The sequence below is a fragment of the Streptomyces noursei genome, from assembly GCF_016917755.1.
Taxonomy (GTDB): domain Bacteria; phylum Actinomycetota; class Actinomycetes; order Streptomycetales; family Streptomycetaceae; genus Streptomyces; species Streptomyces yunnanensis.
Genome location: NZ_CP070326.1, coordinates 7,141,927 through 7,159,377, shown reverse-complemented (window position 1 = coordinate 7,159,377; position 17,451 = coordinate 7,141,927). Strand labels below are relative to the sequence as shown.

The following is a 17,451-nucleotide window of genomic DNA, read 5'->3' as shown; positions in this document are numbered from 1 at the left end:
ACCGCACGAAGGGCCCGGAAGCCACACGGCTCCCGGGCCCTTCGTCACACCTCGCGCGGCGGCTCAGCGGCGATGCCGCGGCCCCTCCTGCGACCGGTCCGCGACGGCCGCCCCCGCCGCCGGCCGCCCCCGCTCGGCCTGCTCCGCCTTCTCCCGCGCCTCCATCTCCGCGAAGACATCGATCGGCGCCGGCGCCTTCACCAGGAACAGCCACGTCAGATACACCGCCAGCAGGAACGGCGGGATCTTCAGCGCCACCAGCACCCACCCCAGCTGCGTGGTGTCCGCCCACCAGTACAGCGGGAACAGGACCATGCACTTGGCGAGCAGGATCAGGCCCCACGCCCAACTGGCCTTGGCGTACGCCTTCTTCCGCCCCGGATTACGGGTCCGCCAGGAGAGGTTCTCCTTGAACACCGGCCCGAGGATCAACCCGATCAACGGCACCCCCGCGAGGGTGGTGACGATGTAGGCGAGGGCCAGACCCAGCGTGTACAGCATCCCCGGCAGATAGAAGTCCTTGGCGTTGCCGGTCATCATCGCGAAGACCACGCCGAAGGCCACCCCGAAGACGCCACTGAAGGCGTGCTTGACGGTGTCCCTCCGCACCAGGCGCACCGCACACAGCACCAACGACACGGCCAGCGCCGCGATCGCCGACACATGCAGATCCTTGTTGACCGTGAAGATCGCGACGAACAGCAGACCCGGCAGAACCGTCTCCACCATGCCGCGCACGCCACCGAACGCCTCGAAGAGCGCCGCCTCCGTCACCTGCCTGCCCTCGGCATCAGAGCCCCCACCCGACGCCGGCGGTGCGGCGGCAGCCGCAACGCCCACGGGACGATCAACGGGGGCGGAAGCCTCAGGCTCAGTGGTCGGTCGGTCGTACGACGTCACCGGCTACTCCTGTCCGAGCGGTCGCAGTTCGTACTTGGGATTGAAGAGCACCCGGCGCCCGTGACTCAACGAGATCCGGCCCGAGGCGATGAGCTTACGGCCCGGCTCGATCCCGACGATGGAACGGCGACCCAGCCACACCACGTCGAGCGCCGCGGAGCCGTCGAACAGCTCCGCCTCCAGCGCGGGCACACCGGCACGCGGCCGCAGCGTCACATGCCGCAGGGTGCCGGAGACCTTCACTATCTGACGGTCGTCGCAGTCGCATATCCGGGTACACCCCGTGGCCTGCGCATCCTCCTGCAACTCGGCGGACTGCAGCTCCTCCTCGGAGGACGACAGCCTGTCGAGCATCCGGCGGAACCGGCCGGCCGGCTTCTCGGGTCGGGTCCCAGCACTCATAAACCCAGCGTACCGGGGCCCGCGCGGCCTCCCCCGCACCCCGCACCAGTCCCCCACCCCGCACGTTCACCCCTCGAAGGGACGACCGGCCCACGGAACGGCCACCGGGCCGTCCCCCACGAACAGCCCCGACGGCCGGCCGCACCCGGACCGCCCCCGCGTTCACCCCTCGAAGCGATACCCCATCCCCGGCTCCGTGATGAAGTGCCGCGGATGCGAGGGGTCACTCTCCAGCTTCCGCCGCAGCTGCGCCATGTACACCCGCAGGTAATTGGTCTCCGTCCCGTACGACGGACCCCACACCTCCTGCAACAACTGCTTCTGGCTCACCAGCCGGCCCTGGTTGCGCACCAGCACCTCCAGCAGGTGCCACTCCGTGGGCGTCAGACGAATGTCCCGACCACCCCGGTTGACCTTCTTCGCCGCCAGATCGACCGTGAACCCCTCGGTCTCCACGATCACCTCGTCGTCCGCCGGCCCCGTCGGCTCCGCCCGGCGCACCGCCGCCCGCAACCGCGCCAGCAGCTCGTCCATCCCGAACGGCTTGGTCACATAGTCGTCCGCCCCCGCGTCCAGCGCCTCGACCTTCTCGTCCGACGTCTGCCGCGCGGACAGCACCAGGATCGGCACCCGGGACCAGCCCCGCAGCCCCTTGATGACCTCCACACCGTCCATATCGGGCAGTCCCAGGTCCAGGACCACGACATCGGGATGGCGGGCCGCGGCAAGCTTCAAGGCGGTGGCCCCATCGGGGGCCGCGTCCACCTCGTACTTGCGCGCCTTCAGGTTGATCACAAGGGCGCGAACGATTTGCGGCTCGTCATCAACCACAAGCACCCGGTTCACTGGCGTTCTCCTCGCGGTGTCGGTCGCCGACGGGCGAAGCCCGCCGGCCAAGTGGTGTGTGCGGCCGGTACCGCCCGGCCGGTGTCATGGCCCCCTCCCGGGCCGCGCGGCGGACACGCACCGTCACCGGAACGCGACCGTATACCGCCGCAGGTACCTCCGCCGTGGCCACGACTCATGTCGTCGCCTGCGCCGGAAGATCAGGACGGACCGGCGGAACCCCCGCGGCCGTCGGCAGCGTCAGCACCATCGTCATCCCACCCCCCGGAGTATCCTCCGCGGCCAACGTCCCGCCGATCGCCTCCGCGAAACCACGCGCCACGGCTAGCCCCAGCCCCACCCCGGCGCCCCGCGGAGCATCCCCGTACCGCTGGAACGGCTCGAAGATCCGGTCCTTCGCGCTGTCCGGCACACCCGGACCCCGGTCCGCGATCCGCAACTCCACCCGGCCACCGAGCGCACTGGCCGCGACCAGCACCGCCTCACCGTCCGGGCTGTACTTCACGGCGTTCTCCACCAGATTGGCCACCGACCGCTCCAGCAGCCCCGGATCCACCGCCACCATCGGCAGCTCCTCCGGGATGTCCAACATGACGCTGCCCTCCGGGACCCCGCCCAGCGCCATCGGCACCACCTCATCGAGATCGATCTCCCGAATCAGCGGCGTCACCGTACCGGTCTGCAGACGCGACATGTCCAGCAGATTGCCCACCAGATGATCGAGCCGGTCGGCACCCGCCTCGATCCCCTCCAGCAGCTCCGCCTCGTCCTCCTCCGACCACGCCACGTCATCCGACCGCAACGACGTCACCGACGCCTTGATGCCCGCCAGCGGCGTCCGCAGATCGTGACTGACCGCGGCCAGCAACGCCGTCCGGATCCGGTTCCCCTCGGCCAGCTCCCGGGCCCGCTCGGCCTCCCCCACCAACCGCTGCCGATCCAGCACCACCGCGGCCTGCGCGGCGAACGCCGACAGCACCCGACGGTCCTCCGCCGGCAGCACCCGACCGGTCAACGCCAACGCCATGTGGTCCCCCACCGGCACATCGACGTCCGCGTCCTCCGGGCGCGCGAGCGGCGGCACACTGCCGTCACCACCGGCCCGGCCGGCACACGTCCAGGGCTCCACCTCGCTGCGCCGCTCCAGCAGCACCACGGTGTCCATCCCGAACGTCTCCCGCACCCGCTCCAGCAGCGCGTCCAACGTGGTCTCACCACGCAGCACGCTCCCCGCCAGGAACGACAGGATCTCCGACTCGGCCCGCAACCGGGCCGCCTGATGCGTCCGCCGGGCGGCCAGATCCACCACCGACGCCACCGACACCGCCACCGCGAAGAAGATCGCGATCGCGACGATGTTCTTCGGGTCGTTGACCGTGAGCGTATGGGTGGGCGGAGTGAAGTAGAAGTTCAGCAGCAACGACCCGACCGCCGCCGACGCCAGCGCCGGCAGCTGCCCACCGAGCAGCGCCGCCACCACCGTCAGGAACAGGAACAGCAGCACGTCATTGGCCAGCCCCGGACCGTTCGAAAGCCGCGTGAGCAGCAACGACAGCAGCACCGGACCACCGACACCGATCAGCCAACCGGCGATGATCCGGGACCGTCCCAGCCGCGCCCCCCGCGCCACCGGCAGCCCCCGGCCCTTGGCCACCTCGTCGTGCGTCACGATGTGCACATCGAGATCCGGCCCGGACTCCCGGGCCACGGTCGCCCCCACGCCCGGCCCGAACATGTACTGCCACGTCTTGCGGCGGCTCGACCCCAGCACGATCTGGGTGGCGTTCACCCCCCGCGCGAACTCCAGCAGCGCACCCGGTATGTCGTCCCCGATGACGTGATGAAACGTCCCTCCCAGGTCCTCCACCAGCGTCCGCTGAACGGCGAGCTCCTTCGGCGACGCCGACGTCAGCCCGTCACTGCGGGCGATGTAGACGGCGAGCACCTCACTGCCCGAGCCCTTCGCGGCCATCCGGGCGGCCCGGCGGATCAGCGTCCGACCCTCCGGACCACCGGTCAGGCCGACCACGATCCGCTCCCGCGCCTGCCAGGTCGAACGGATCGAATGCTCCGCCCGGTACTGCTGGAGGTACTCATCGACCCGGTCGGCCACCCACAGCAGCGCCAGCTCCCGCAGCGCGGTGAGGTTGCCCGGCCGGAAGTAGTTCGACAGCGCCGCGTCGACCTTGTCCGACTGGTAGATGTTGCCGTGCGCCATCCGTCGCCGGATCGCCTGCGGGGACATGTCGACCAGCTCGATCTGATCGGCACGGCGGACGATCTCGTCCGGCACCGTCTCCCGCTGCCGCACACCCGTTATCGAATCGACGACGTCCCCGAGCGACTCCAGATGCTGGATGTTGACCGTCGAGATCACCGTGATCCCGGCTTCCAGCAGCTCCTCCACGTCCTGCCAACGCTTGCCGTTGCGGGACCCGGGAACATTGGTGTGCGCCAGCTCGTCCACCAGCGCCACGGCGGGCTTGCGCTCCAGCACCGCATCGACGTCCATCTCGGTGAACGTCGAACCCCGGTACTCCAGCTCCCGCCGCTGGACCTGCTCCAGCCCGTGCAGCATGACCTCGGTGCGGGGCCTGCCATGGTGCTCGACGAACGCCACCACGACATCCGTACCGCGCTCCACACGCCGGTGTGCCTCGGACAGCATCGCGTACGTCTTGCCGACGCCCGGTGCCGCGCCGAGATATATCCGTAGCTTGCCGCGTGCCATGGCCCCATTGTCTTACGTGAAGGTCGCCCCCACCGGGCTGGACCTGATGCGACCCTACCGACCCTTCCCTGGAAAAAACGCCCAGGTAGCGGCTTCCCGCCCGGTCTTGACGCGACTCTGATACAGCCTCTGACCTGGGGCCGATCGGGGGTGGCGGGCCCTTGCGGGCAGGGATTGCGGGGGTGGGCGGGACACGGCGGGCGAGGGGAACGTCCGCGGCCGGAGGGACGTTGGCGGCCGAGGGGTGACGACGAGGCAGAAGGGTGACGCCGGCGGCATGAGCAGGGCAGGCGGCGAGGAAAGAGTGGTCCCGGCGGGACCGCCGCAAGGACCGCGCGGGCGGCTCGACGGGAGCGGGTGGGTAGACGGGTGGGTGGCCGGCCCGTTGCCCAGCCGGGGTGGCGTGCGGGGGTGGCCGGGCGCCCCTCAGAAGTGCCGACCAGGGGCGCGATTGGCCGAAACAAAACCATCGCGCCCGCCGATCGGCCGCTGTAACGATGCCCGCATGACCCCCACACCCTCCGAACGCCCCGCCGGAGCGACCGAGATACACCTCGCCCACACCGCCGAGCTGGACACCGCCACCCTCAAGGCCGCCCGCATCCTCCTCTACGACGTCTTCGACGACATGACCGCCGAGGACTGGGAACACTCCCTCGGCGGCCTGCACGCCCTCGTCCACGAAGGCGGCGAGCTGATCGGACACGCCGCCGTCGTCCAGCGCCGGCTGCTGCACAACGGCCGGGCACTGCGCTGCGGCTACGTGGAGGGCGTCGGGGTCCGCGCGGACCGCCGCGGACAGGGCCACGGCGCGGCCATGATGGACGCCCTGGAGCAGGTCATCCACAACGCCTACGACCTCGGCGCGCTCGGCGCCGCCGACGAGGCCGCCACCTTCTACACCGCTCGCGGCTGGCAGCTCTGGCGCGGCCCCTCCTCGGCCCTCACACCGGACGGCATCCAGCGCACCCCGGAGGAGGACGGCGCCCTCCACGTCCTCGCCACCTCCGCGCCATTGGACCTCGAAGGTGAGCTGACGTGCGACTGGCGCGAGGGGGATGTTTGGTAGGGGGAGCGGGGGTGGGGGCGGGGGGCTTGGCTCAGGGGGGCTCCCCCGGGGGAGCCCCCCTCCCCTCCCCCCACTCCCCCCACCCCTCACCCATCCCCCGCCAGCGTGACCACCCCGTCCCCCAGCTCCAGCACCCGGTCGGCGAAGGTCAGGAGGGTGGCGTCGTGTGTGGCGACGAGTGCCGTGACGCCCTCGCTGCGGACGACGGCACGCAGCAGTTCCATGACCTCCAGACCGGTTTCGGCGTCGAGTTGTCCCGTCGGCTCGTCGGCGAGGAGCAGCGCGGGACGGTTGGCGAGAGCGCGGGCTATGGCAACGCGCTGTTGCTGGCCGCCGGAGAGCTCTCCCGGGCGCTGGGCGGCGTGGTCGGCGAGGCCCACCAGGGACAGCAGGAGTGCGACGCGCGCTTCGCGCTCCCGTGCTGGGACCTTCCGCAGCCGCAGCGGTACTCCGACGTTCTCGGCGGCGCTGAGTATGGGTATGAGTCCGAAGGTCTGGAAGACGAAGCCGATGCGGTCGCGGCGCATCGTGAGCAGTCCGTTCTCCTTGAGGTCGGCCAAGGGTGTGCCGTCGACGGTGATCCGCCCGGAGTCCGGGGTGTCGAGGCCGCCGATGAGGTTGAGGAGCGTGGTCTTGCCTGATCCGGAGCGGCCGCGCAGGGCGACCAGTTCGCCGCGTGGGACGCTGCAGGTCACGCCGCGCAGGGCATGTACGGCGCCCGTTCCCAACCCGTAGCTGCGGTGGAGGTCCTTGACGACGACCATGGCCTCCGCCTCCTCTGCCTCCGGCGCGACATCGGCGGAGGCGACGGCCGTGCCCTCGATCGCCATACCGCCGTCCCCCCTGCTGCTGCTCCTGCCCATGATGCGTCCCCCGCTCTCGTCTTCGTCTCGCCGACGAACCGCCCGCGTCGCCTCCGACTGACCTGACTTTCCCCTCAGTTGGATTCGAAGTGGGCCGAACGAGACTCCCGTGTCGGCGGGTTGTCCGTCGGTTGCGAAACAGTATGAGGATCGGGCGCTTGAGCCGGCAACGCCTGTGGATAACCCTGGGACGACCGACGGCACCCCAGGGGCAACTCGGAGAAAGAGCAGGTCAGATGCGGCCCTGACACGGCGGGCGGGCGAAGCACCGGACACTGCGGGGGGAGCGGCACGCGAAGGGGCGGCCCCGGGGAAGTGCTTCCCTGGGGCCGCCCCTTATGTGCGGCGGTGAGGCGTCGCGTGTGGTGTCTCAGTAAGCCACCGTCCGTCACCGCTGTCCCTGTGTCAGGTCCCGGAGTGCCACGTTCAGCTCCAGGACGTTGACGCGGGGCTCTCCCATGAAGCCGAGTTGGCGTCCCTGGACGTGGTCCTGGACGAGCTTCTCGATCTCGTCGGCGGAGCGGTGGTTCTCCTTGGCGACGCGGTTGACCTGGAGGAGCGCGTACTCGGGGGAGATGTCCGGGTCGAGGCCGGAGCCGGAGGAGGTCACGGCGTCGGCCGGTACCTGGGACTCGGGGACGCCGTAGGTGGTGGCGACCCACTGCTTGCGTTCCTTGACGGCCTTGATGAGGTCGGTGTTGGTGGCGCCCAGGTTGGAGGCGCCGGAGACCTGCAGGTCGTACTGGGGGTTGACGGGGGGCGTCGCCTTCCGGTTGCTGCCCAGTCCGGCGGAGGGCCGGGGCTGGAAGTACCGCAGGTCCGGGATCGGGTTGCCCTGCTTGTCGGTGCCCTTGTCGTAGCGCTGACCGAGGAGGGAGGAGCCGACGACCTTGCCGTGGGAGGTGACCTCGGAGCCGTTGGCCTTGCCGGAGAAGGCGGCCTGGGCGACTCCGGTGACCACCAGGGGGTAGATCACGCCGCAGACCACGGTGAGGACGAGCAGGGCGCGCAGGCCCGCGGTCAGCAACCGGGCGGTGTTGCGTACGGAGTTGTTCATGGCGGTCACCCGATTCCGGGGATGAGGGAGATCAGCAGGTCGATGATTTTGATGCCGATGAACGGTGCGATGAGGCCGCCGAGTCCGTAGACGGCGAGGTTGCGGCGGAGCATCTTGTCGGCGCTGACGGGCCGGTAGCGCACGCCCTTGAGGGCGAGCGGCACGAGGGCGACGATGATCAGGGCGTTGAAGATGATCGCGGACAGGATGGCCGAGTTGGGGCTGGACAGCCGCATGACGTTGAGGGTGTCCAGGCCGGGGTAGGCCACGGCGAACATCGCGGGGATGATCGCGAAGTACTTGGCGACGTCGTTGGCGATGGAGAAGGTCGTCAGGGCGCCTCGGGTGATGAGGAGTTGCTTGCCGATCTCGACGATCTCGATGAGCTTGGTCGGGTTGGAGTCGAGGTCGACCATGTTGCCGGCTTCCTTCGCGGCGGAAGTGCCGGTGTTCATGGCCACGCCGACGTCGGCCTGGGCCAGTGCCGGGGCGTCGTTGGTGCCGTCGCCGGTCATGGCGACGAGCTTGCCGCCGGCCTGTTCGCGCTTGATGAGCGCCATCTTGTCCTCGGGCGTGGCCTCGGCGAGGAAGTCGTCCACGCCGGCCTCGTCGGCGATGGCCTTGGCGGTCAGCGGGTTGTCGCCCGTGATCATGACCGTCTTGATGCCCATCTTGCGCAGCTCTTCGAAGCGTTCGCGCATGCCGTCCTTGACGACGTCCTTGAGGTGGATGACGCCGAGGACGCGGGGGCCGCTTTCGTCTTCCAGGGCGACGAGCAGCGGGGTGCCGCCGGCCTGGGAGATGGTGTCGGCGAGTTGCCGGGCGTCGTCGGTGATGGTGCCGCCGCGTTCCTGGACCCAGGTGAGGACGGATCCGGTGGCGCCCTTGCGGATCTTGCGGCCGTCGACGTCGACGCCGGACATGCGGGTCTGTGCGGTGAACGGGATCCATTCGGCGCCGGTCAACGTGTCGCCGGTGAAGTCACCCTCGCGCAGTCCGTACTTCTCCTTGGCGAGTTGGACGATGGAGCGTCCTTCGGGGGTTTCGTCGGCGAGTGAGGACAGCTGGGCCGCGTCGGCGAGTTCTTCCTCGGTGGCGCCGTGGACGGGGACGAACTCGGAGGCGCGGCGGTTGCCGTAGGTGATGGTGCCGGTCTTGTCGAGCAGCAATGTCGATACGTCGCCTGCGGCTTCGACGGCGCGTCCGGACATGGCCAGGACGTTGCGCTGGACGAGTCGGTCCATGCCGGCGATGCCGATGGCGGAGAGCAGTGCGCCGATGGTGGTGGGGATGAGGCAGACCAACAGGGCGAGCAGCACGATCATGGGCTGTTCGGCGCCGGCGTAGATGGCGAACGGCTGGAGGGTGACGACGGCCAGCAGGAAGACGATGGTGAGGGACGCGAGGAGGATGTTCAGCGCGATCTCGTTGGGGGTCTTCTGGCGGGCGGCGCCTTCGACGAGGTTGATCATCCGGTCGATGAAGGTCTCGCCGGGCTTCGTCGTGATCTTGATGACGATGCGGTCGGAGAGGACCTTGGTGCCGCCGGTGACGGCGGAGCGGTCGCCGCCGGATTCGCGGATGACGGGTGCGGATTCGCCGGTGATGGCGGATTCGTCGACGGAGGCGACGCCTTCGACGACGTCGCCGTCGCCGGGGATGATGTCGCCGGCTTCGCAGACGACGAGGTCGCCGACGCGGAGTTCGGTGCCGGGTACCTGTTCTTCTTCGGTGCCGTTGAGGCGGCGGGCGACGGTGTCGGTCTTGGCCTTGCGGAGGGTGTCGGCCTGTGCCTTGCCGCGGCCTTCGGCGACGGCTTCGGCGAGGTTGGCGAAGATGACGGTGAGCCAGAGCCAGGCGGCGATGGCCCAGCCGAACCAGTCGGTGGGTGCGGCGCAGGCGAATATCGTGGTGAGGACGGAGCCGACCTCGACGACGAACATGACGGGTGATTTGACCATCACGCGCGGGTCGAGCTTGCGCAGGGCGTCCGGCAGTGAGACGAGCAGTTGCTTGGGGTCGAAGAGACCACTGCCCACGCGGCCGTCGCCGGGCTGCTGCCCGCTGGTGGCGTCCTGCTGCGGAGCGCGGGTCGGAGTGGCGGTGGACATGGGGCCGGACTCCTCCGGTTTCACGGGGGCGGTCATGACAGGCCCTCCGCCAGCGGCCCGAGGGCGAGCGCCGGGAAGTAGGTCAGACCGGTGATGATCAGGATCGTGCCGACGAGCAGCCCGGCGAAGAGCGGCTTTTCGGTACGGAGGGTGCCTGCGGTCTCGGGGATCGGCTGCTGTTCGGCGAGCGAGCCGGCGAGGGCGAGCACGAACACCATGGGGAGGAAGCGGCCGAGGAGCATGGCCAGGCCGATCGTGGTGTTGTACCAGGGGGTGTTGGCGTTGAGTCCGGCGAATGCGGAGCCGTTGTTGTTGGCGCCGGAGGTGAAGGCGTAGAGGACTTCGGAGAAGCCGTGCGGGCCGGCGCCGACCGCCTTGGTGTTGAGCATGGAGCCGAGTGCGTCGGGCAGCACCATGGAGGCGGCGGTGAAGCCGAGTACGAGGGTCGGCGTGATGAGGATGTAGCAGGCGGCGAGTTTGATCTCGCGGGTGCCGATCTTCTTGCCGAGGTATTCGGGGGTGCGGCCGACCATGAGGCCGGCGATGAAGACGGCGATGACGGCCATGACGAGCATGCCGTAGAGGCCGGAGCCGACGCCGCCGGGGGCGATTTCGCCGAGCATCATGCCGAGGAGCTGGAGGCCGCCGCCGAATGCGGTGAAGGAGGAGTGGAAGGAGTCGACGGCTCCGGTCGACGTCAGGGTGGTCGCGATCGAGAAGATCGCGGAGGAGCCGACGCCGAAGCGGTTTTCCTTGCCTTCCATGGCGGCGCCTGCGGCTTGGAGTGCCGCGCCGCCGTGGGCGAACTCGGTCCACATCATGAGGGCGGTGAAGCCGAGCCAGATGATGCCCATGGTGGCGAGGATGGCGTAGCCCTGCTTCACGTTCCCGACGAGCTTGCCGAAGGTGCGGGTGAGCGCGAAGGGGATGACGAGGATCAGGAAGATCTCGAAGAGGTTGGTGAAGGCGGTGGGGTTCTCGAACGGGTGGGCGGAGTTGGCGTTGAAGTAGCCGCCGCCGTTGGTGCCGAGTTCCTTGATGACTTCCTGGGAGGCGACGGCACCGCCGTTGGTCTGCTGGGCGCCGCCCATGAACTGGCCGACTTCGTGGATGCCGGAGAAGTTCTGGATGGCGCCGCAGGCGACGAGGATGAGGGCGCCGATGATGGCGATGGGGATGAGGACGCGGATGGTGCCGCGTACCAGGTCGGCCCAGAAGTTGCCGAGTTCGCCGGTGCGGGAGCGGGCGAAGCCGCGGACGAGGGCGACGGCGACGGCCATGCCGGTGGCGGCGGAGACGAAGTTCTGTACCGCGATGCCGGCGGTCTGGACGACGTGGCCCATGGCCTGTTCACCGCTGTACGACTGCCAGTTGGTGTTGGCGACGAAGGACGCGGCGGTGTTGAAGGCCTGGTCGGGGCTGATCGAGGCGAATCCGAGGGAGAGCGGAAGGTGTCCCTGGAGTCGCTGGATGAGGTAGAGGAAGAGCACCCCGGCGAGGGAGAAGGCCAGGACGCCGCGGAGGTAGGCGGGCCAGCGCATCTGGGTGTCCGCGTTGGCGCCTATGCAGCGGTAGATGACCTTTTCCACGCGCAGGTGGCGGGGGGAACTGTAGACGGCGGCCATGTAGTCGCCGAGGGGGCGGTACGCCAGGGCGAGCGCTGCGATGAGCGCCGTGAGCTGGAGCACGCCCGCGAGAGCGGGGCTCATGTGGCCCGCTGCGTTGGCAGCTGTCGACACCTCAGAACCTCTCCGGGAAGACGAGAGCGAGGACCAGGTAACCGAGGAGGGCGACGGCCACGATGAGGCCGACGATGTTCTCGATGGTCACAGCTTCGTCACCCCCTTGGCGACGAGAGCCACCACTGCGAAGACCGCGAGGGTGGCGACGACGAAGGCCACGTCGGCCATCGTGTGCTCCTAGATGGGCAGACCGAATGGGACCCCTAGAGCAAAGCGTCGTTCTTCCGCCACTTGAACGCCGTTGACGCCTCCCTTACGGCCATTAGCGTTCTGTTGACGGTTTTCTTACGCCTCCCGATCTGACCTGCACAAACGTCAAGGGGCCGTACTCCTGTGCGGGAGTACGGCCCCTTGTGACCGTCGTGATTGAGCCGCCGCGCGGCGTTTTCGCACCATGCGGCCTTGCGGTGGGGTCAGCGGATCTCGGTGATCTCCGGTCCGCGTTCCAGGCGCTCCACGCCGCCGCCGAAGCGCGACCCTTCGGCCTGTTCCTGCTGAACGCCGTCCGGCACCATCTGGGCGTCGTCGGGCAGCTTGAGGACGATCGGGTCGCGGGGTGCCATCGGGCCCTCGCCGCGGACGACGACGGTGTCCCGGAAGATGTGCTCCAGTACACCGGCCGCCTGCGGCTGCACCGCGCCCTGTCCCGAGATCACGCCGCGCAGGAACCAGCGCGGGCCGTCGATGCCGACGAAGCGCACGACCTGGACGCCGTTGGTGCCGTCCGGCAGCTGCACCGGGACCTGGGCGCGCAGCTCCCAGCCCAGCGGGCCCTCGACCTCGTCGATGACGCCGCCCTGCTGGGTGATGCCCCCGGCGATCTCCTCGCGGACCTCGCCCCAGATGCCCTCGTTCTTGGGGGCGGCGAACGCCTGGAGCTGCACGGCGCTGTCCTGGAGGACGACCGTGGCGGCCACGATCGCGTCGCCGGCGACCTCGACCCGCAGTTCCATGCCCTCGACGCCGGGCACGTAGAGGCCGCCGAGGTCGACCCGACCCTCGCCGGGCTCCTTGACCTCCGACACGTCCCAGGGGCCGTCGGGGCGCGGCGCGGGCGGGAGGTTGAGCCGCGCGTGCGTCGCGTCGCCCTCGTCGGTCTCGACCTCGTCGGTGAGCACCGCGTCCTCGGCCGGCTCTACCGGAGCCTCGTTCTTCTTGCGACGTCCGAACACGTCACTGTCCTTCCCGGTCGCCACCGACCGATGCGAATGCGTTCCCGCCCGTGGGGCCGTCCACCGCCGCGTGACCGCCGGTGGACCCGAATCCCCCCTCGGCCCGCGCCGAGCCGGGAAGTTCCGCCACCTCGTGGAAGCGCACCTTCTCGACCTGCTGGACGACCAATTGGGCGATCCGGTCGTACTTCTCGAACCGCACGCTCTCGCGCGGGTCCAGATTGACCGCGATCACCTTGATCTCTCCACGGTACCCGGCATCGACCGTCCCGGGGGCATTCACCAGCGCCAATCCGCAGCGGGCCGCGAGTCCGGACCGTGGGTGGACGAATGCCGCGTAGCCGTCGGGCAGGGCGATCGACACCCCGGTGGGGAGGACGGTGCGCTCCCCCGGTGCCAGCTCGGCGGCCTCGGTGGTGACGAGGTCGACGCCGGCGTCTCCTGGATGTGCGTAGGACGGAACGGGAACGTCCGGGTCCAGGCGGCGCAGGAGCACGTCCACCGGATTCCGTAGCTGACTCACGGGTTCACCTCGAAAGCACGTGCGCGCTTGACCTGGTCCGGGTCGGCCATGGCCGCCTGGATCTCCTCGGTCCTTCCGTTGTCGATGAAGTGGTCGACCTTGACTTCGACGAAGACCGCCTGGGCGCGGACCGCGACCGGGCCGTCGGGGGCGCCTATCCGGCCCACCGCCGTCGAATAGATCTTCCGGCCATGTACGGCGGTGACCCGCGCTTCGAGGTGCAGCACCGTGCCCAGCGGGACGGGCGCGAGGAAGTCGGTCTCCAGCCGTCCGGTCACCGCGATCACCCGCAGCAGCCAGTTCAGGGAGCCGAGGGTCTCGTCCAGCGCGGTGGCCAGTACGCCGCCGTGCGCCAGGCCGGGCGCGCCCTGGTGGGCCTCCTTGACGGTGAATTCGGCGGTGATGCTCACGCCGTCGCCGGCCCGGGCCTCCAGGTGCAGCCCGTGGGGCTGTCCCGTGCCGCAGCCGAAGCACCGGTCGTAGTGCGCGCCGAGCAGTTCTCCGGGGGCCGGCGCGTCCGGGTGCCGGACCGGGGGTGTGGCGCCCTCGGGTGGCGTCAGCCGCGTCCTGGGTTGGTCAGTTCCACTCACGAGTGCAGACCCTACCCGCGCGGATAAGGGGTGCGTGCCGCCGTGCCAAGCTGGGGGCATGCAGTCGTACGAAGAACGTCTCACCGCGCCCCGTTCCTGGTGGGTGATCGCCGCCCTCGTCGGCGTCGCCTGTGCCCTGATGTTGCTCCCGTTGGGGACGCTCCCGATGCTCGGCGGGCTGATCGGCGGCGCGGCGCTGTCGGCGGTGGCGGTGAGCTCGTACGGCTCGGTGCGGATCCGGGTGGTGGGCGGCGCGCTGATCGCGGGGGACGCGAAGATCCCGGTGTCGGCGCTGGGCGAGGCGGAGGCGCTGGACGCGGCGGAGGCGCTGGCGTGGCGCACGTACAAGGCCGATGCGCGGGCGTTCATGGTGCTGCGGAGCTACGTGCCGACGGCGGTGCGGGTCGAGATCACCGATCCCGAGGATCCGACGCCGTACGCCTATGTGTCGACGCGGGAGCCGGAGCGGCTGGTGGCGGCGCTGGCGTCGGCGCGGGGCTGATCGGCCGGGGCGTCGGGGAGGGCGTCCCAGGCGATCTGGTGGCGGCGCAGGTCCGCGCGGATCGTGTGGGCGAGTTTCCTGGTGTCGCGGCGGTTGAGGAACGCGCCGACCGCGGCGCCGACCAGGAACGGCGTGAGGTTGGGGAGGTTGCGCAGCGTCCGCTTCATGATCTGCTGGCGGAGCTCGCGTCTCATCTGCCCGCCGAGCGCGACGTTGAGGGACGCGGGTGCGGCGATGTCGATGCCGCGTCCCTGGGTCCAGGACGTCAGGTAGGCGGTCGCGCGCTGGGTGAGGTTCCCCGCGGGGCGCAGGCCGTAGACCTCGTGGAGTTCGGCGATCAGTTTGATCTCGACCGCGGCGATGCCGGCGACCTCGGCGGCGAGTTCGGCGGGCATGGCGGGCGGTACGGGCAGCATGGCGGCGGCACCGACGCCCGCGCCGACGGTGGCGGTGCCCGCGCAGGCGCCCGCCACCAGCTTGTCGGCGAGTTCCTCGGGGGTCAGACCGGGGAACTGTTCCCGCAGGGCGGCGAGGTCGCGCACCGGGATCCTGGGGGCGGTGGCGATGATCCGGTCAGCGATCACGCCGAGCGCCGACCGTACGCCGTCGCGGCCCCTCCTGGCGCCCCGCACGGCTGCGCCCGCGAGCGAGGCCGGCCGGCCCCGCCGCTTGAGTTCACGGGTGGTCCGTTCCTCGGGCAGGGCGGTCGGGGCGGCGGGCACGGGCGCGGTTTCCTCGCGTGATCGTGCGCCGGCCGCCGGACCGTTGCCGCCCTTGCGGCCCCTACGGAACGGGTTTACGCCCGGCACGGCGTAGGCCGCGATCAGGCCGCGCAGTCGCGGCAGATCGGGTTGCCGTTCTTGTCCTCCGCAGCCAGCTGGCTGCGGTGGTGGACCAGGAAGCAGCTCATGCAGGTGAACTCGTCCTGCTGCTTGGGCAGCACGCGGACCGCGAGTTCCTCGTTGGACAGGTCGGCGCCGGGGAGTTCCAGGCCCTCGGCCTGCTCGAACTCGTCGACGTCGACGGCCGAGGCGGACTTGTCGTTCCGCCGCGACTTCAGTTCTTCGATGCTGTCCTCGTTGAGGTCGTCATCGGTCTTGCGTGGAGTGTCGTAATCCGTAGCCATTGTCGCTCTCCCCCTCTGGGTGTCTGCGGTGTCTCAGCGCTCGTAACGCGTGAGAGGCCGGACTTGTGCCCGACCTGAGGCGGAGATTTTGCCTCACATCAAGGTCTGTTACTCAATCGACACCCAACCGCACCCCTGAAGAGGTGATCGGTTTGGATGGCGATCAGGACCGTACACGGTCCGAATGTCGCACCTCGCGCAGCCCATCACGTGTACTTCCCGTGATCAGGGCCTTGGGAAACCCGGATTTTCCCGGCTTTCCACCAGGCAATTCGATCACGGAGGGTAGATGGCCGGAAAGGGGCCTCTGTGAGGGATCACACACGCTGAAGGCGGCGGGCTGACCCGCCGAATTCCGCGCAAAGCGAACTCGGCGAAGGATCCCCAAAGACCCCCCGCCTCGTCAAACCGGAAAGTCGAACGAGGCCGGGTGGAATCCGGGTGTACGGCCGCCGGACGGGCGACCGTACCACCGGGTAGCCGGAAGTTCCCGGCGCGGCGCACGACCTCTCCAGCGGCCGCACAGGGGCCTTGCCGTCTGTCTCAGAGCGGGAGGACGACGCGCATGTCGAGTCCGCCGCCTTCGCGGGGTTCGGCGGTGATGGTGCCGTCGTGGGCGCGGACCACGGACCGGACGATGGACAGGCCAAGGCCCACGCCCTTGTCGCTGCCGGTCCGCTCCGTACGCAGCCGCCGGAACGGTTCGAAGAGGTTCTCCACCTCGTAGGCCGGCACCACCGGCCCCGTATTGGAGACCACCAGCACCGCACACCCCGGCTGCGGCTCCGTGGTCACCTCCACCCAACCGCCCTCCGGCACGTTGTACCGCACCGCGTTCTGCACCAGATTCAACGCGATCCGCTCCAACAGCACCCCATTGCCCTGCACGAACACCTGCTGCCGCACCCCGCGCAGCTGCACCCCCTTGGCCTGCGCCTCCTCACGCGTCTGATCCACCGCCTGCGAAGCCACCTCCGACAGATCCACCGGACGCTTGTCCACGATCTTGTTCTCACTGCGCGCCAGCAGTAGCAACCCCTCCACCAACTGCTCACTGCGCTCATTGGTCGCCAACAGCGTCTTCCCCAGCTGCTGCACCTCCGGCGACGCCTGCGGATCCGCCAGCTGCACCTCCAACAACGTCCGATTGATCGCCAACGGCGTCCGCAACTCATGCGACGCGTTCGACACGAACCGCCGCTGCGACTCAAACGCCCGGTCCAACCGGTCCAACATCTCGTCGAAGGTGTCCGCCAACTCCTTCAGCTCGTCATCCGGACCACCCAACTCGATCCGCCGATGCAGATCCGACCCCGCCACCCGCTGCGCGGTCCGCGTGATCCGCCCCAACGGCGACAACACCCGCCCCGCCATCGCATAACCGAACGCGAACGCCACGATCGTCAACCCCAACAACGCCAACAACGAACGGTTGAGGAGGTTGTTCAGGGCGACCGCCCGCTGGTGCATCAGGCAGTTGTTGACGGCCTCCTGGAGCAGCGCCCCGGAGGTCTCCGTGGGCAGGTCGCAGATGTCGCTGGTGGACTGGAACTTTCCGCCGAGGATCTTCAGCGGCAGCGCGCTGCCGTCGTGCAGGGCGGCCGCGGCGAGCATGTAGATGATCGTGAGCAGCACGATTCCGGCCATCAGGAACATGCCGCCGTACAGCAGCGTGAGCCGTATCCGGATAGTGGGCCGCAGCCAGGGGAAAGGCCGGACGTTGACCGGTTTTGGGTCCCAAGCTGGCTTGGGGGGCACCGGTGGCGGCGGCGGTGCCGACTTGGAGCTGGAGAACGAGGGCAGGGAAGGCATCGCCG

Annotated in this window: 17 protein-coding genes; 2 read left to right on the top strand and 15 right to left on the bottom strand. The window is 69.5% G+C overall.

Features of this window, described 5'->3' with window-relative positions; all coding sequences use genetic code 11:
- Nucleotides 1-63: 63 nt before the first annotated feature.
- From JNO44_RS31260 to JNO44_RS31245, 4 genes are all read right to left on the bottom strand, one after another.
- Entirely contained in the window at nucleotides 64-900 is an 837-nt protein-coding gene (locus JNO44_RS31260) for a DUF3159 domain-containing protein (RefSeq protein WP_205367060.1), read from the bottom strand.
- A gap of 3 nt (nucleotides 901-903) precedes the next feature.
- Nucleotides 904-1,302: an OB-fold nucleic acid binding domain-containing protein gene (locus JNO44_RS31255; protein ID WP_052286700.1), complete on the bottom strand. Its 399-nt coding sequence runs from the start codon at nucleotides 1,300-1,302 to the stop codon at nucleotides 904-906.
- Nucleotides 1,303-1,464: 162 nt separating this feature from the next.
- A complete protein-coding gene (locus tag JNO44_RS31250) occupies nucleotides 1,465-2,148 on the bottom strand; it encodes a response regulator (protein ID WP_039631982.1) in 684 nt (227 codons plus the stop codon).
- A 175-nt stretch (nucleotides 2,149-2,323) separates the two neighbouring features.
- Complete coding sequence (locus JNO44_RS31245; protein ID WP_205367058.1) at nucleotides 2,324-4,879, bottom strand: sensor histidine kinase; 2,556 nt, start codon at nucleotides 4,877-4,879, stop codon at nucleotides 2,324-2,326.
- A gap of 505 nt (nucleotides 4,880-5,384) precedes the next feature.
- Here JNO44_RS31245 and JNO44_RS31240 point away from each other — a divergent pair.
- Nucleotides 5,385-5,948, top strand: coding sequence for a GNAT family N-acetyltransferase (locus tag JNO44_RS31240; RefSeq protein ID WP_205367056.1), 564 nt, complete (start codon nucleotides 5,385-5,387; stop codon nucleotides 5,946-5,948).
- An 86-nt stretch (nucleotides 5,949-6,034) separates the two neighbouring features.
- Here the strand turns inward: JNO44_RS31240 and JNO44_RS31235 are convergent, their stop codons facing one another.
- The 8 genes from JNO44_RS31235 to JNO44_RS31200 form a co-directional block, all read right to left on the bottom strand.
- A complete protein-coding gene (locus tag JNO44_RS31235) occupies nucleotides 6,035-6,778 on the bottom strand; it encodes an ABC transporter ATP-binding protein (protein ID WP_420882764.1) in 744 nt (247 codons plus the stop codon).
- Between the two features lie 421 nt (nucleotides 6,779-7,199).
- Nucleotides 7,200-7,868, bottom strand: a complete 669-nt coding sequence (gene kdpC, locus JNO44_RS31230; protein ID WP_073449640.1) for a potassium-transporting ATPase subunit KdpC — start codon at nucleotides 7,866-7,868, stop codon at nucleotides 7,200-7,202.
- A 5-nt stretch (nucleotides 7,869-7,873) separates the two neighbouring features.
- Nucleotides 7,874-9,979 carry a potassium-transporting ATPase subunit KdpB gene (gene kdpB / locus JNO44_RS31225; RefSeq protein ID WP_205367053.1) on the bottom strand — a complete coding sequence of 702 codons (2,106 nt, stop codon included), beginning with the start codon at nucleotides 9,977-9,979 and terminating at the stop codon, nucleotides 7,874-7,876.
- A 32-nt stretch (nucleotides 9,980-10,011) separates the two neighbouring features.
- Nucleotides 10,012-11,688 carry a potassium-transporting ATPase subunit KdpA gene (kdpA, locus tag JNO44_RS31220; protein WP_205367051.1) on the bottom strand — a complete coding sequence of 559 codons (1,677 nt, stop codon included), beginning with the start codon at nucleotides 11,686-11,688 and terminating at the stop codon, nucleotides 10,012-10,014.
- A gap of 31 nt (nucleotides 11,689-11,719) precedes the next feature.
- The gene (gene kdpF, locus JNO44_RS31215) at nucleotides 11,720-11,809 is read right to left on the bottom strand and encodes a K(+)-transporting ATPase subunit F (protein ID WP_016575741.1); all 90 of its coding nucleotides are present in this window, start codon (nucleotides 11,807-11,809) and stop codon (nucleotides 11,720-11,722) included.
- Nucleotides 11,810-12,134: 325 nt separating this feature from the next.
- A complete protein-coding gene (locus JNO44_RS31210) occupies nucleotides 12,135-12,839 on the bottom strand; it encodes a DUF3710 domain-containing protein (protein WP_403418227.1) in 705 nt (234 codons plus the stop codon).
- 55 nt (nucleotides 12,840-12,894) lie between these two features.
- Nucleotides 12,895-13,416 (bottom strand): dUTP diphosphatase, encoded by a 522-nt coding sequence (dut, locus tag JNO44_RS31205; RefSeq protein ID WP_205367047.1) that lies wholly within the window; start codon nucleotides 13,414-13,416, stop codon nucleotides 12,895-12,897.
- Nucleotides 13,413-14,006 (bottom strand): PaaI family thioesterase, encoded by a 594-nt coding sequence (locus JNO44_RS31200; protein ID WP_039631993.1) that lies wholly within the window; start codon nucleotides 14,004-14,006, stop codon nucleotides 13,413-13,415. Before JNO44_RS31200 ends, dut begins: the two co-directional genes overlap by 4 nt.
- A 58-nt stretch (nucleotides 14,007-14,064) precedes the next feature.
- Between JNO44_RS31200 and JNO44_RS31195 the strand changes: the two genes are divergently transcribed.
- A complete protein-coding gene (locus JNO44_RS31195; RefSeq protein WP_039631995.1) occupies nucleotides 14,065-14,508 on the top strand; it encodes a DUF3093 domain-containing protein in 444 nt (147 codons plus the stop codon).
- Here JNO44_RS31195 and JNO44_RS31190 read toward each other — a convergent pair.
- The 3 genes from JNO44_RS31190 to JNO44_RS31180 all read right to left on the bottom strand — a co-directional run bounded on the left by JNO44_RS31190 (nucleotide 14,448) and on the right by JNO44_RS31180 (nucleotide 17,446).
- Complete coding sequence (locus JNO44_RS31190; protein WP_205367045.1) at nucleotides 14,448-15,230, bottom strand: hypothetical protein; 783 nt, start codon at nucleotides 15,228-15,230, stop codon at nucleotides 14,448-14,450. The two genes, JNO44_RS31195 and JNO44_RS31190, sit on opposite strands and share 61 nt — an antisense overlap.
- A 101-nt stretch (nucleotides 15,231-15,331) precedes the next feature.
- Nucleotides 15,332-15,634, bottom strand: coding sequence for a DUF4193 domain-containing protein (locus tag JNO44_RS31185; RefSeq protein ID WP_016575747.1), 303 nt, complete (start codon nucleotides 15,632-15,634; stop codon nucleotides 15,332-15,334).
- A 543-nt stretch (nucleotides 15,635-16,177) separates the two neighbouring features.
- Entirely contained in the window at nucleotides 16,178-17,446 is a 1,269-nt protein-coding gene (locus JNO44_RS31180) for a sensor histidine kinase (RefSeq protein WP_073449653.1), read from the bottom strand.
- Between the last annotated feature and the right edge of the window lie 5 nt (nucleotides 17,447-17,451).

Excerpts from the sequence above, each read along its gene's own strand:
- JNO44_RS31255 (WP_052286700.1), bottom strand. The coding sequence starts at position 1,302 with ATGAGTGCTGGGACCCGACCCGAGAAGCCGGCCGGCCGGTTCCGCCGG.
- JNO44_RS31245 (WP_205367058.1), bottom strand. The coding sequence starts at position 4,879 with ATGGCACGCGGCAAGCTACGGATATATCTCGGCGCGGCACCGGGCGTC.
- JNO44_RS31240 (WP_205367056.1), top strand. The coding sequence starts at position 5,385 with ATGACCCCCACACCCTCCGAACGCCCCGCCGGAGCGACCGAGATACAC.
- JNO44_RS31235 (WP_420882764.1), bottom strand. The coding sequence starts at position 6,778 with ATGGCGATCGAGGGCACGGCCGTCGCCTCCGCCGATGTCGCGCCGGAG.
- kdpC (WP_073449640.1), bottom strand. The coding sequence starts at position 7,868 with ATGAACAACTCCGTACGCAACACCGCCCGGTTGCTGACCGCGGGCCTG.
- kdpB (WP_205367053.1), bottom strand. The coding sequence starts at position 9,979 with ATGTCCACCGCCACTCCGACCCGCGCTCCGCAGCAGGACGCCACCAGC.
- kdpA (WP_205367051.1), bottom strand. The coding sequence starts at position 11,688 with ATGAGCCCCGCTCTCGCGGGCGTGCTCCAGCTCACGGCGCTCATCGCA.
- JNO44_RS31195 (WP_039631995.1), top strand. The coding sequence starts at position 14,065 with ATGCAGTCGTACGAAGAACGTCTCACCGCGCCCCGTTCCTGGTGGGTG.
- JNO44_RS31185 (WP_016575747.1), bottom strand. The coding sequence starts at position 15,634 with ATGGCTACGGATTACGACACTCCACGCAAGACCGATGACGACCTCAAC.
- JNO44_RS31180 (WP_073449653.1), bottom strand. The coding sequence starts at position 17,446 with ATGCCTTCCCTGCCCTCGTTCTCCAGCTCCAAGTCGGCACCGCCGCCG.